The sequence below is a fragment of the Mesorhizobium sp. M0991 genome (assembly GCF_040318915.1).
In the GTDB taxonomy this organism is placed as follows: Bacteria; Pseudomonadota; Alphaproteobacteria; order Rhizobiales; family Rhizobiaceae; genus Mesorhizobium.
On record NZ_JAMYNE010000004.1, the window covers coordinates 355,012 to 368,120 of the forward strand.

At 61.6% G+C, this 13,109-nt stretch carries 12 protein-coding genes and 5 pseudogenes; 6 read left to right on the top strand and 11 right to left on the bottom strand.

What is annotated here, in order from left to right; translation table 11 throughout:
* Position 1 precedes the first annotated feature (1 nt).
* The 4 genes from NKH70_RS09310 to NKH70_RS09325 are packed head-to-tail and all read right to left on the bottom strand — an operon-like array spanning position 2 to position 4,266.
* The gene (locus NKH70_RS09310) at positions 2-1,099 is read right to left on the bottom strand and encodes an ABC transporter ATP-binding protein (protein WP_352466744.1); all 1,098 of its coding nucleotides are present in this window, start codon (positions 1,097-1,099) and stop codon (positions 2-4) included.
* 10 nt (positions 1,100-1,109) lie between these two features.
* Positions 1,110-2,012, bottom strand: coding sequence for a carbohydrate ABC transporter permease (locus NKH70_RS09315; protein WP_352912592.1), 903 nt, complete (start codon positions 2,010-2,012; stop codon positions 1,110-1,112).
* Entirely contained in the window at positions 2,005-2,943 is a 939-nt protein-coding gene (locus NKH70_RS09320; RefSeq protein ID WP_352466746.1) for a carbohydrate ABC transporter permease, read from the bottom strand. Before NKH70_RS09320 ends, NKH70_RS09315 begins: the two co-directional genes overlap by 8 nt.
* 57 nt (positions 2,944-3,000) lie before the next feature.
* Complete coding sequence (locus NKH70_RS09325) at positions 3,001-4,266, bottom strand: ABC transporter substrate-binding protein (RefSeq protein WP_352466747.1); 1,266 nt, start codon at positions 4,264-4,266, stop codon at positions 3,001-3,003.
* Between the two features lie 143 nt (positions 4,267-4,409).
* On the opposite strand from NKH70_RS09325, the pseudogene NKH70_RS09330 reads away from it, so the two are divergent.
* Positions 4,410-4,583: pseudogene (locus NKH70_RS09330) on the top strand (ArsR family transcriptional regulator); the annotation flags it as partial.
* Between the two features lie 3 nt (positions 4,584-4,586).
* Positions 4,587-5,606, top strand: a complete 1,020-nt coding sequence (locus NKH70_RS09335; protein WP_353025139.1) for an ROK family protein — start codon at positions 4,587-4,589, stop codon at positions 5,604-5,606.
* Between the two features lie 68 nt (positions 5,607-5,674).
* On the opposite strand, the gene NKH70_RS09340 is transcribed toward NKH70_RS09335, so the two are convergent.
* Positions 5,675-6,634, bottom strand: coding sequence for a DMT family transporter (locus NKH70_RS09340; RefSeq protein ID WP_352466839.1), 960 nt, complete (start codon positions 6,632-6,634; stop codon positions 5,675-5,677).
* Positions 6,635-7,036: 402 nt separating this feature from the next.
* Here NKH70_RS09340 and NKH70_RS09345 point away from each other — a divergent pair, with 402 nt between their 5' ends.
* Positions 7,037-8,368, top strand: a complete 1,332-nt coding sequence (locus NKH70_RS09345; RefSeq protein WP_352466749.1) for a PQQ-dependent sugar dehydrogenase — start codon at positions 7,037-7,039, stop codon at positions 8,366-8,368.
* A gap of 85 nt (positions 8,369-8,453) precedes the next feature.
* Positions 8,454-8,741: pseudogene (locus tag NKH70_RS35780) on the top strand (hypothetical protein); the annotation flags it as partial.
* On the opposite strand, the gene NKH70_RS09355 reads toward NKH70_RS35780, so the two are convergent.
* The 3 genes from NKH70_RS09355 to NKH70_RS09365 all read right to left on the bottom strand — a co-directional run bounded on the left by NKH70_RS09355 (position 8,725) and on the right by NKH70_RS09365 (position 10,165).
* Positions 8,725-8,982 carry a hypothetical protein gene (locus tag NKH70_RS09355; RefSeq protein WP_352466750.1) on the bottom strand — a complete coding sequence of 86 codons (258 nt, stop codon included), beginning with the start codon at positions 8,980-8,982 and terminating at the stop codon, positions 8,725-8,727. The pseudogene NKH70_RS35780 and the gene NKH70_RS09355 sit on opposite strands and share 17 nt — an antisense overlap.
* 117 nt (positions 8,983-9,099) lie before the next feature.
* Positions 9,100-9,501, bottom strand: coding sequence for a hypothetical protein (locus tag NKH70_RS35785; protein WP_502903715.1), 402 nt, complete (start codon positions 9,499-9,501; stop codon positions 9,100-9,102).
* Positions 9,502-9,907: 406 nt separating this feature from the next.
* The gene (locus NKH70_RS09365) at positions 9,908-10,165 is read right to left on the bottom strand and encodes a hypothetical protein (protein ID WP_352466751.1); all 258 of its coding nucleotides are present in this window, start codon (positions 10,163-10,165) and stop codon (positions 9,908-9,910) included.
* Between the two features lie 248 nt (positions 10,166-10,413).
* On the opposite strand from NKH70_RS09365, the pseudogene NKH70_RS09370 reads away from it, so the two are divergent.
* Both NKH70_RS09370 and glnQ read left to right on the top strand, forming a co-directional pair.
* A pseudogene (locus tag NKH70_RS09370) lies at positions 10,414-10,752 on the top strand (DUF1612 domain-containing protein); the annotation flags it as partial.
* A 40-nt stretch (positions 10,753-10,792) separates the two neighbouring features.
* Positions 10,793-10,933: pseudogene (glnQ, locus tag NKH70_RS09375) on the top strand (glutamine ABC transporter ATP-binding protein GlnQ); the annotation flags it as partial.
* Positions 10,934-11,424: 491 nt separating this feature from the next.
* On the opposite strand, the gene NKH70_RS09380 reads toward glnQ, so the two are convergent.
* From NKH70_RS09380 to NKH70_RS09390, 3 genes and pseudogenes are all read right to left on the bottom strand, one after another.
* The gene (locus NKH70_RS09380; protein WP_023722328.1) at positions 11,425-12,129 is read right to left on the bottom strand and encodes a GntR family transcriptional regulator; all 705 of its coding nucleotides are present in this window, start codon (positions 12,127-12,129) and stop codon (positions 11,425-11,427) included.
* Between the two features lie 102 nt (positions 12,130-12,231).
* Complete coding sequence (locus NKH70_RS09385; RefSeq protein WP_023722329.1) at positions 12,232-12,972, bottom strand: aspartate/glutamate racemase family protein; 741 nt, start codon at positions 12,970-12,972, stop codon at positions 12,232-12,234.
* 8 nt (positions 12,973-12,980) lie between these two features.
* Positions 12,981-13,109: pseudogene (locus NKH70_RS09390) on the bottom strand (ABC transporter ATP-binding protein); the annotation flags it as partial.

The window sequence follows — 13,109 nt, forward strand, 5'->3', positions numbered from 1 at the left end:
ATTACAGAAGCGCCTTGGTTGTTGGATCGAACAGGCAGGCGCGCGACATATCGATGCCCAGCATTATCGTCTCGCCCATGACCGGAGCGTCGTCCGGCTCGAAACGGCCGGTGATCTCCAGGTCACCAAGCCTGAGCACGGCAAGCGTCTCGGCCCCGGTCGGCTCGACCAGTTCGACCGGCGCCTGCATGGACGCCACAGCCGGTTTGCGCGACTTCAGGTCGGTCGTGAAACGGTAGATGTGTTCCGGCCGGATACCGAGCACGACGTCCTTTGGCGCACCGGCGGGCATCGGTGCGGCAAGGGCGAGGCTGGCGTCGCTGCCGTCAGCGGCGCGTACCGAGATGCTGGTCGAGCCCGTAAGCCGGGCGGGAATGAAATTCATCGCCGGCGATCCCATGAAACCGGCAACGAACATGTTGGTCGGCCGGTCGTAAATCCGCTTCGGGGTGTCGAACTGCTGTACCGAGCCCTGGTTCATCACTGCAATGCGGGATGCAAGCGTCATCGCCTCGACCTGATCGTGGGTGACATACACCGTGGTCTTGCCGACGCGATGGTGAAGCTTCTTGATTTCGGTACGCATGTCGACGCGCAGCTTGGCGTCGAGGTTGGACAGGGGCTCGTCGAACAAAAACAGCTTCGGGTCGCGGACGAGGGCACGCCCCATCGCCACGCGCTGCCGCTGGCCGCCCGAGAGCTGGCCGGGCTTGCGTTTAAGCAGCTGTTCGATCTGCAGGAGTGCGGCAACCCGCTGGACAGCTTCCGCTTGCACCGCTTTTGGCACGCCTCGGCTTTCCATGCCGAAGGTGATGTTCTGGCGCACGGTCATCGTGGGATAGAGGGCGTATGACTGAAACACCATCGCAATGTCGCGGTCCTTGGGTTGCACCGAGTTCACCAGCCGGTCGCCGATCCAAATCTCTCCCGACGTGACGGTTTCGAGACCGGCAATCATGGCGAGCAAGGTTGACTTGCCGCAACCTGACGGGCCGACAAGGGCGACGAATTCTCCGGTCTTAGCCTCGAGATCGATGCCGGCAAGAATCTCGAGCGAGCCGTAGCTCTTGTGAAGGTTGCGGATCGTCAACGCGGACATGGGCGACGCCTCATTTGATGGCGCCCTGGGTGAGGCCGCGCACGAAGTATTTTCCACCGAACAGGTAGATCAGCAGCGGTGGCAACGCGCCGATCAGCACTGCTGCGCTCATCACATCGTAAGCACGTGCGGTCGTGCCGCCGGCCGTGAGTGCTACCAACGCCGCCGTGATCGGCTGCTGCTGGCCTGATGTGAAGACGACGCCGAACAAATACTCGTTCCAGATGCCGGTGAACTGCCAGATGACGGTGACGATCAGAATGGGCGGCGACAGGGGCAGGATGATCTTGCGGAAGATCCGCCAGAAGCCGGCGCCGTCGATGCGTGCCGCCTTGATCAGGTCGTCCGGTATGCTGACGTAGAAATTGCGGCAGAACAGGGTGGTGAACGAGATGCCCTGGACGACGTGGATCAACACCAGCCCATATGTGGAATTGGTCAGGCCGAGCTTGCCGAGCAGGAACGCCCACGGCATCAGCGAAATCTGGCCGGGCATGAATACGCCGAGCAGCATCAGATTGAAGATCAGTTCGGAACCCCTGAAGCGCCATTTGGAGAGGATGTAGCCGTTCATGGCGCCGAGAATGGTCGAGATGATCGTGGCGGGGATCGTCATCGCCAGCGAGTTGAAGAAATTGCGCTTCATGCCCTCGCAGGTGCCGCTGACACAGTAGGATCCCCAGGCCTGCGCCCACGCATCGAACCGGAAGCTGCGCGGTACGGAGATGAGGCCGTTGCGGGCAATCTCCGACTGCTCACGCAATGAGTTGAAGATCACCACCAGCAACGGCACGAGATAGACGATCGCGAAAAGCGTCAGCACGGCATAGACAAGGAAGCGGCTCCAGAAATGCCGGCGCGTGGCAGCGGCTTCTTCCGGATCAAAACGGGCATTGGGGGCAATTTCAGCCATTGCGGCCCTCCGCCCGCCGGCGCCAGACAATCCACAAGGAGTACGGCACCAGCACCACCGCTACCGCTGCGAGCATCATCATCGCCGCGGCGGCACCCTCGCCGATTTGGCCGCGCTGGAACATCAGGTCGTAGACATAGATGGCGGGGAAGGTGGTGGACACACCTGGCCCGCCCCGCGTCAACGCCGCCACCAGGTCGAAGGTCTTGATGGCGAATTGTATCTGAATGACCGCCACCGCCAGGAATATCGGAGCGATGGTTGGCAGGATGACCCTGCGATAGGTCCGGAAAACCGACGCGCCGTCGATTTGCGCGGCTTTGACGAGATCCGGATCGACGGACCGTAGACCAGCCAGGAAAAGTGCCATTGCGAAGCCGGACGACTGCCAGATACCGGTTATGATCACCGCATAGATCGCGGTGTTGCGGTTGGCCGTCAGGGCGAAGCTGAAGTCGGTCCAGCCAAGCCCTCGAACGAAGGCCTGGATACCGTCGACAGGATTATACAGCCAACTCCACACCGTGCCGGTGACGATGAAGGACACCGCCAACGGATAGAGGAAGATGGTGCGCCAAACCGCCTCGCCGCGGACGCGCTGGTCGATCGCGATGGCGAGCAGCAGGCCAACCGCCATCGAGCCAACGATATAGAAGCCGCTGAACAGGAAGAGATTCGTATAGGCGATGTTCCAGCGCCGGTTTGCCCAGAGCGAAGCGTAATTGTCCAGGCCGACGAACCCATAGGTCGGCAACAGCGACGAATTGGACAGCGAGATGTAGAGCGTCCAGAGCGTGAAGACGAAAACATAGATGAAACTCGCCGCTATCGACGGCGCCAGCACCAGAATGGGCACCATCGTGCCCAGGCGCTCGCGCCACGGACGGGCCGCGGCAGCTGCAGCTGGTACTATCAGATCATGGGTGGACATCGGGCTGCTCCGGCGAGGTCTGGCCGGGCGCTTCGCCCCCGGCCATCATCGGCAGCGTCACTTCTGCGCTTGGGCCGCATCCGCCATCGCATTGGCCGCGTCCTGCGCACTCATATCCGGCGTGGCCACAAACTCGGTAATTGTATCCATGATTGCGCCGCGGACCTTTTGCGGCACCGTCATGTTGTGCGCCATCGAACGCACGAGCGTGCCGGCGGCGATCGAGGCTTGCAGATCCTTTTGCGAGAGTTGCTGGCAGGGATTGAAGCCGTTCGAAAGATCGACGTCGAGACGGGCCGGTATCGAGCCTTTGGTCTGATTGAAAATGGTCTGGAACTCGGGCGACAAGATAGTGCTCGCAAGCAGCTTTTGGCCCTCGATATAGTCCGGGTCCTTCTGCTTGAAGAACACGACCGAGTCTGAATTCAAGATGAAGCCAGGCTTGCCCCAATCGGTCGGCGCCTGGGCGCAGATATAGTCGGTGCCCTCCTTGAAGCCGCCGGCCGTCAGCAGGCCGAGCGTCCAGTCGCCCATGATGTGGAAAGCGGCCTCGCCACGGCCGACCAGGTGCGACATGGTATCCCAGTCACGCCCGTTCATGCCGGGATCCATGTACTTCGAAGTCATGGTGCGGAACTGCTCGAAGGCCTTGACCATGCCGTCGCTGCGCATGGCATCGACGTCGCCCTCAACGAAAGCTTTCCTGTAGAGATCGAGGTCCTGACCGTACACGACCACTTCGAAGACGGTCGAGTCGGTCCAGTCGGCGGTCGAGTGCGAAATGCAAATCTTGCCGCTGGCCACGATCTTGTCGCAGGCGGCGTTGAATTCCGCCCATGTCTTTGGCATCTCGGTGACGCCCGCGTCCTTCATGACCTTCGGCGATGCCCACAGCCAGTTGATGCGGTGGATGTTCATCGGCGCCGCCACCCAATTCCCGGTCGGCTTCATCACCGGCAGCAATTCGGGAGCGACGACCTTCTCCCAATTTTCCGCCTTCGCCAGGTCATCGAGATTGGCTGTCATGCCCGTCTCGTTCCATTCGGCGATTTCGGGGCCCTTGAGCTGCACAGCGGGAGGAGCGTTGCCGGCGATCACATCGGCACGCAGTTTGGCCAATGTATTGGCCGTATGGCCTGCGATGGAGGTCTGCTGCCAGGTGCCGCCCTTGGCGGTAAACATCTCGCCGAGCTTGGCGATAGCCTGGGCGTCCGATCCGGTGGCCCATTGATGCAAGAGGTTGGTCTTGGGCTCCGCGAGCGCTGTTCCGGTAGCCAAGGTGAAGGCGGTAGCGGCCGCAAAGGCCGTCCTCAGATATTTCATCGTTTCACTCCCATATGTGATGCACGGTTCGTATCGACCGCTTGTGGCCCGCGATTTGAGGTCGTGGCCGGTGAGATGCAGTAATCTCCGTTCTTTCCAAGATGACATATTTGAGCTATCAGTCAACGTGCTTTGTGCTCATCATGAACAAACCTTCGCTTAGAAATTGGCTAATCGACAGGCCGTCCGCGTCGCCGGAGAGCCTGATCGTCCGATGCCTGCGTGAGCGCGGCGTGCTTTCTGCGTCGCAAATTACCCGCATTACCGGTTTGGCGCGGTCGACGGTTTCAACCGCGCTCAATGGCTTGAGAAAGTCGGGGATGGTGATCGAATCCTCGGCCCATCATGACGCGGCCAGGGGTATTGGCAGGCCTGCCGCGACATTGACGCTCAATCCTGCTGCGGGCACCTGCGTCGGCATCCATCTGGGCCTCGACGAGATGCGCTGCGTCGTCGCCGATGTCTCGCATTCTTTCATTGCCGAACAAACTATCCCCATGGGTCTGGACTACCAGCCACAGCAGGCGGCCCAGCTCGCCAAGTCAGTAATTGCCCGATGCTACGAAGAGAACGGTCTGCCGATGGCGGGGCTCCTGGGGGTTGGGGTCTCCGTCTCGGGCCCAGTCAGCCGCGAAGGAGTGGTGCTGCGCGCGAGTATCGTTCCGACCTGGGCCGGGGTCAACATCCGCGATGTGTTCGGGCCGGTCCTCGAACAGCCGATCTTCGCCGACAATGAGAGCAACTGCTCGGCCATTGCGGAGTTGATGTGGGGTGCGGCCGTCGGCCAGGACGACTTCGTGCTGTTCAAGGTCGATCTGGGCGTCGGCGGGGCCATTGTGCAGCACGGCCGGCTGGTGAGCGGCATCGCCGGCGGCGCCGGCGAATTCGGGCACATCAGCATCGATCCCGGCGGCGACCTTTGCCGGTGCGGCAATCGCGGATGCCTGGAGCTCTATGCCAGCTTTGCCCGGCCGCTCGAGCAGATTTCGCGCATCGTGCGACGGCCGGTCACGATGGACGATGTGATCATGATGGCCGAGCAGGGCGACGTGAGGGCGCTGCGGATGATCGAGGACACCGCCGAGTTCGCCGGCCGTGGCCTTGGCTTGATCGGTTCGGTGCTCAATCCGCCGCTCATCATCATCGGCGGCCGCATGGCCTTGGCGGGCGACATTCTCCTGGCGCCACTGATCGCGTCATACGAACGCCACACGCTCATCAAGTCCCGCGATGTGGCGCCCGCGCTGCGCACACGGATAATCGTTGGCAAGCACACGGAGAACGATGCATTGCTCGGCGCGGTCGGCCTCGTGCTGCGCCACAACAGCCGACTTCAGTGACCCGGCTTCGCTTCGGGTGGTGCTCTGATTTTACGAGCTGCTGACCGAAGCGGCGGTGCTGATGTTGCCTACGCGACACGCACCGTGCGCTGCCTCGGCTTGATCGCGGTGGCGAGCAGCAGGCCGGCGACGATGAAGGCGGCGCCGGCGAGATCGTAGTCGTGCAAGCTTTCGCCAAGGAACAGATAAGCGAGCACGGCGACGAAGGCAGTCTGCAGATAGAGCAGCATGCTGGCCCGCCCGGCGCCAAGCGCCTCGACGCTACGGTTGTAGAGATAGTACATCAGAGCGCCGCCCGGGCCGGCAACATAGGCGAGAGCCAGAAGGCCGTTCGCATGCAGCGCCGAACGATCCCCGGAAAATAGTTCCCAGAGATAAAGCGGCAGTGCGGCCAGCGCGCCGGCTCCCAGCAGCAGGACCACCATCGGCAGAAGCTCGATAGCGAATTTCGCGCGACGCAGCAGCACAGTGTAGAGGCCCCAGCAAAAGGCGCTGCCGACGATCCACAATTCGCCGGGATTGAATTGTAGCTGCATCAGCGCGGCAAGGTCGCCGCGCGCCACGATCACCACCATCCCGACCAGAGCGAGCAGCGCTCCAAACGCCTTCCAGACACCGAGGGGCTCGCCAAGCACGAAGCGGGCAAGCACCATGGTCATGATCGGCGACAGCGCCATGATGATGCCGGCGGTTGTCGCGTTGGTGTAGTTGAGGCCCGTGTAGATCATGCCCTGACACAAGGTCAGCCCGATGGCGCCGATGACCAGCACCTCGATCACCCGGGATTGGATCAGCACGAGCATTGCCCCGTGATGACGATGGACGATAGGCAGCAGGATCGCGCAGGCGAGCGCCAGCCGCCAAAAGCAGAGCGCCCAAGGCGGCATCTCGGGGGCAACCCACTTGGCGGCAATATACACGCCGGCCGACAGGAGCCAGCAGAGCGTCGCGAGGGAATAGGCGAGCGGAAGTGAAGCGTCGGGTGTCGCCTTCGCTACACTTGGATGTGCTATAGGCAGCGATTGGATATCCGTCTCCTCCCACCGCAGATTTTAGCAGATCTGCAGCGTCTTGCTAAGCAGCAGCAACAGCTGTTTCACCAGCTAGTGCAATTGGTGGGTCATTGGGGGTCCCGCCGTTCATGGTCTCGTTCCATTCGAACGCATGTTGGCCCATGAGCAACTCGATACCGAAAAGCGCAAGCCGTATCGATTTCGTGCGATACGAATCTGAGATTCATATCGCGCGACAGATATTCGCGCGGTTGCCACAATCTTCTCGCGCCATATTTCTGCCGAGAGCAGATCTGTCGCGAATTCCTGGCCCTCGGATCACTAGCGCCGCTGTTTTTTTCGAAGCAATTGGAAGAATAAGCCACTGACTTCCGTTTGCACAAAGAGCGCGACACAAATCCATGCGGAGGACGTCCGATGCATGCCGGCTTCCGAGGAAGCGTACTCGTAGCGGTGTTGGGCGCCGTCATGGCAAGCTGCGCTGGCATTCCGGCGCAAAAAACCGGGGCAATAACCGGCTATGGCCCCAACCCCACCTTACCGAAACCAAGACCGACGCTGATCCCGACTGTTAACATAGCCGAGGCGAAAGGCTGGCAGAAAGGAGGTATGCCGACCCCGGCGAAGGGGCTGACAGTGAACGCCTTCGCCACCGGTCTCGACCATCCGCGCTGGCTGCATGTGCTTCCGAACGGCGACGTGCTGGTTGCTGAAACCAATGCCCCTGCCAAGCATGACGAAGGCTTCAGTCTTAGAAAGGTGTTCATGGACCTGGCTATGAAGCGGGCTGGCGCCGCGACCAAAAGCGCCAACCGCATCACGCTCCTGCGCGACACCGATGGCGACGGCATTGCGGATGTGCGCACGACGTTCGCGGAAGGCCTCAATTCGCCCTTCGGCATGACGCTGTCCAAAGGCAAGCTCTTTGTCGCGAATACCGACGCGCTCGTCGCTTTCCCCTACTCCACTGGCCAGACCCGAGTCAGCACGTCGCCGGAAAAGATCATCGACTTGCCGGCCGGGGACCTCAACCATCATTGGACCAAGGACGTGATAGCAACTCCGGATGGACGCAAGCTCTATGTCACCGTTGGTTCCAACAGCAACGTTGGAGAAAATGGCATAGCCGCGGAGAAGAACCGCGCCGCTGTCCTTGAAGTGGATCGGTCGACCCGCCGCACTCGGGTCTTCGCCTCGGGCCTGCGCAACCCGAACGGGCTCTCCTGGAATCCTGGAACTGGCGAGCTTTGGGTCGCCGTGAACGAGCGTGACGAGATCGGCGACGACCTTGTGCCGGATTACATGACCTCGGTTCGTGACGGTGCTTTCTACGGCTGGCCCTACAGCTACTACGGACAGAACGTCGACGAACGCGCCAAGCCGCAGCGCCCCGATCTCGTGGCGACAGCGATCAAGCCCGATTACGCCCTGGGCTCTCATACCGCCTCGCTGGGACTGACCTTCTCCAAAGGCGCCCGGCTCGGTCCGGCCTATGGCAACGGCGCCTTCGTCGGCCAGCACGGATCGTGGAATAGAAGCGTGCACAGCGGCTACAAGGTGATCTTCGTGCCGTTCCATGGTGGCCAACCGAGCGGTTCTCCGAAAGATGTGCTCACTGGCTTCATCGGGCGTAATGGCGAGGCGATGGGCCGTCCGGTCGGCGTTGCTATCGATCAGACTGGCGCACTGCTCGTCGCCGATGACGTCGGTAACGTCATCTGGCGGGTCCGCCGGGCGAATGGCCGTTGAGCGCAGGTGCCTTTCTGATTCCGACCTCAGCCTTCGGCTACAGCGCCACGCCCGATATGGCTGCATTCGGCTACGGTTTCGATGCATATGCCAGGCGACGACATCGCGCCTGCCGCATGTCGGTCGCTACGGCGAGTTCTATTTTGCGCATGGCTATTCGGGCAAGGGGGTGATCCTGTCGACGCTGTCGGGCACGCTGCCCGCTGAGGCGATCACCGGTGATGCTTCGCGGCTCGATCTGTTTTCGACCCTAAGCCACTACGCGACGAACGGTCCGCAGGCAATGTGGCCGCGTGTCGGTCCTTGCCTTGCTCCCGAAGCCTGGACCCCGATAGACCGGCCTGCTGTTTCCTCAGCTAATAGATCGATATGATTGCAGGATTAACCGTTTCATAGCCCAGGCGCGGCTCCGATTTGTCTTTCGAAATTGCGCTGGAGACAGTTCCGGTTGAACTGCAATCCACCTTTGTTTCCCTGTTTTTCTTGATCGTGCTGCCCGACAGGTCGGCGCAGGCCGACGTTACTTCTGTACTGACCACCTTCTCTTTCTCGTGCGCAACGGCGGCGGTGGATACGGCAATCACAATTGCCCCACAAATAATCGTCAATCTCATTGATTTCCCCCTTAGGGCACCGCAAACGTGTGGTCGACTGCTTTGAGACGCCGGCGAAGACGGTACTCGCGCCTGGCCGGCCCATGCGGCTTTCGACGGCACAAGATTGTAACTACATTAGCTGCAGCGCAAGTAACCATTTCGGACTAGGGAACGGGGTTCACCCTTCGACGGAAAGCGGCTGAGCTGCCGGCGAAAAAGCAGGCGTTTTAACCGTTTCCGCCGCCGGGCACCTTCTTGAGAGCGATGTAGTCGATCGCGACTGAATGCGGCTTTGCAGGAGGTGGCAGAACAGAGCGACCGCTCTGCTTCGAGCACTACGCTGGACGGCGCGAGGTCTCGCTGTCCCTGGTCGCCGAGGCTGCGCTCGCGTCTTTGCTGCCGGCGGATGCCGAAGAGCGAAAGCAAGCGGCGGTTACTCGCCGCCTCGACCGGATCAATCGACGCGTGCAGCGTGTCGAACGTGACGTCGGAATTGCCATTGAGACGCTTCGCATTGTTCGTCCGCTCTTGGCTCAACTCGACTCCAGCCTTGCCGGAATCTGCACAAGCCGAGGCGCGCGAAGGGTTTGCGGCGCCACGATTTGCGCGTTATTTCGATTACTTATCTGAATTTTGGTAGCGGGAGAGCGCTACATCGCAACACCCACTATCGACGACGCCTTCTTCTGCTATCGACGGCATGCGGCATAGCAGCAACCCACGAGTCTGGGGTCCCAAAGGCGATGATCGGAAAAATGCAGTGTTGTTCTTGATGGGTCTCGGCCGGAAAGAGCCGGGGAAATAGTACTGGGCTGTCTTATTGTAATTGTCCAAGTATCGATAAGAGGTAATTATCGATAGTGAAGAATGCTGCGGAGATAATCCGCTGTGACGGAACTAAATGGCGAGATAGCTTCCGCTACGCGAATCGGCTACAAAAGAATCAATGGCTTACGACTTCACCACTCTGCCGCTGAACACCCTGCTGGGGCCGCTCGCACGCGCCGAAGACCTTGTGGCCCGCCTCGATGAGCGCGTGTACAAAAGCCCTGTCCGCGACGGTTTTTTGCAACGCCAGCATTTTGCCGACGCGGCCGCGGCGCTCTGGCTGGAAGGCGAACTCGTCCACATGGAAGACCTCGTCCTGCACGACGCAAATATGGACATCCGCATCCCGAGCCACGAGCTCACCCGGGCGCATGCCGTGCTGCGCACCCGCCGCCGCATTCTTTTGCACCCACCCGACTGGGCGCTTTCTCGCGTAGGCATTTTGGCGTTGCGCGGCCGCGAAGGCAGGGCGGCGGCGACCGGTCTAGCGCGGGGCAGGTTGGCTCCCGTCCCGATTCAGGGACGGCGGCCGGTGGGGCGGATTACGACGTCGACGAAAGCCTTGCCGAAGACACCGGCCAGGAGGACGCTCTTGCCGAAGAGCTGGCGGAGATCGACGCCGTGTTGGCCCGCTCCGGCCGACTGCTGGCCAGCGAAAAAATCGCGCCGCGCGCCGCGGACAGCCCGGAGGTCCAGACGGAAGGGCAAGGGGCAAACGCGCGGGAGGCCTTGCCGGACGGTCTCGGGCCGCTGATCCGCGATCTCGACTGGAACGAGGACCAGCGGCTGGTCGACTGGCTCGCCGTCGTTGAGCGGCTGCGCGGCGACAACATCCCGGCCGTGCTGGCCGCGGCGATTGCCTGGGAGGCGTGGCAAGACATCGAACCACTGCAGCACCAGCACGGGCTTGGCAATCTGCTGGTGGCCGCGCTGCTCAGGGAGCGCGGCAAGGTTAGTTCGCATCTTTTTGCTCTTAATTTGGGGCTGCGCCTGATCGCCAGGGAACGGCGCAAAGGTCGCCGACCGGGTGATCTTCATGGACGCTGGGCAGATCGTCGAGGAGGGCATGCCCGACGCGTTTTTCGGCAACCCGCGCCATGATCGAACGAAGTTGTTCCTCAGCCAGATACTGAAGCATTAGACTTCCAGAAAAAGGCTGCTTTTTCACGTCGCTTTCGGAAAGCGGACAGTCTGCTTCCGGCCCCAACCGAGACCTCCAATGCCACGCTGCTGATCGCTGTTTCCTTGGGGCGCGAAACTGGCGTCCAGGGTCGGGTAGCAAAGCCGCCTTCGGGTTCGATGTGCACGCTTTGTGCTTCGAAAGTCGCATAAGATTGCAGTCTGGAACTGGCCTCTCGCGAGGGCCATCGACCGATCGCATCAGGTCGTATCTAAAGGCCGTAAGAAAAACCGGCAGTTTGCCCAATCCTTGCTGCGACTGCGTGCCCCGTTGTGCGGCAGCAGGAGTAGGTGAAGCTGGAGGGCAGCGCCGCGGACTCAACGAGCGCTACTGTTATGACGGCAGGAACGAAGAAGCAGTCCTCATGGACCGATGCATGCTATGCATTGCTTCGATCACGCCCAGCACGTGGGGACATGGGCGAACTCCGGCGAAGAGTTTGACAGCGGAGATCAGCGCAAGATGTCCGACAGGCTCTCGGGCTTCTTCTCGCCAAGCGACAGATCAAGGCCCGACAGAAGGTCGATGAGATGACTTTGCATCAGGTCGGACGCGTTTTTTGCGTCGTGCTTTTCGATGGAATCAACGAGGGCGTGATGGGCGTGGCTTTCGCAGGTGGTGTCGCGGCGGCGCCAGTAGAGCGCGATGATCAGCGACGACCGCGACAACAGGTCCTTGACGAAGCCGGTCAGGATCGAATGGCCGGCGATTTCAGCGATGCCGACATGGAATTTTGCCGACAGCATTATGGCGTCGCTGTCGCGGCCGGCATGCAGGGCCTCGTGCTCTTTTTCGAGATGAAGCCGCAGTTGCGCGATCTCGGCCGGCTTTGCCACTTCGGCGGCAAGCGCCGCGACCTTGGGCTCGATCAGCGCCCGCGCTTCGAACACCTCGCGCGCTTCCTGCTTGGTCGGCTGAGCGACGAACGCGCCGCGGTTCGGCTCGAGCCGAGCCAAGCGGTCATGCGACAGCGCCTGCAGCGCCGCGCGTATCACCGCGCGGCTCACCGAATAGATCGAGGCGAGCTCGTCCTCGGGCAGCTTTGTGCCCGGTGCGAGGCGATGGCTGACGATGGCGTCGCGCAGGCCGGCATAGACCGGAAACCAGCGCATCGTCGGCTTGTCGCCATCCCGTGTCTTTGGTCCAAGCAGGTCCATCGTCTCATTGTCCCGGCGGCCGGATCGCATAGCGGCGCGAACACCGCGTTTCCGGCCGGACATCGAACATCCTGTGTGGGAGTGTCAACAATTTTGCACGCATCAGGATACACGGCCGGAGGGCGAAAAGGGCGCAAAGATTCCGGCGAAGGATTTTTCGAGTGGAACCTGGTAGCCGCCGCGCTTCGAGGTCGACAAGCCAAGGCTGACGAGGCTCTCGCAGAGTTGTACGGCGCAGGCGACGCCGTCGAGCACAGGAAGGCCATGTTCGCGGCTGAGCGCGGCGGCGAGGTCGGCCATGCCGGCGCATCCCAGCACAATCGCTTCGGCCCGGTCGTCGCGGATGGCGCGCTCGATCTCCTCCGAAATTCGATGGCGGGCGTTGGAGCCGGGCACTTCGAGCTCTAGAACGGGAACGTCGCTTGCCCGCACCCTGGCGCAGCGGCTGGCGAGGCCGTAGCGCACCAGATTGTGCTCAATCGCCGGCACCGAACGCGACAGCGTGGTCACCACGCTGAACTTGCCGGCAATTAGGCTCGCCATGTGAAACGCCGCTTCGCCGATGCCGACCACCGGCATCTCGCCGACGCAGCGTACTGCGTCGAGGCCGGTGTCGTCGAAGCAGGCGATAACGCAGGCGCTCGCCGCCGGATGTCTCTGGATCTCGCCGATCATTCCCGGGATGGCGAAGACCTCGTCGAAATAGCCTTCGACGCTCGGCGGCCCGTCCTTCGGATTGACGGCGATGATCCTGGTGCCGGCCGAAGCCGCGCCGCGCGCCGCCTCGCCGATCTTTTCGGTCATGGACGCAGTGGTGTTGGGATTGACGACGAGTATGTCCATTTGCGCTTTCATATTTCCCCGCCGAGATAGAGTTTCTTGACCCGGTCGTCGCCAAGCAGCTCAGCCGAATGTCCGGCCAGCGCGATCTTTCCGGTCGTCAGTGCGTAGGCGCGCTGCGAGATGCGCAGCGCCATGCG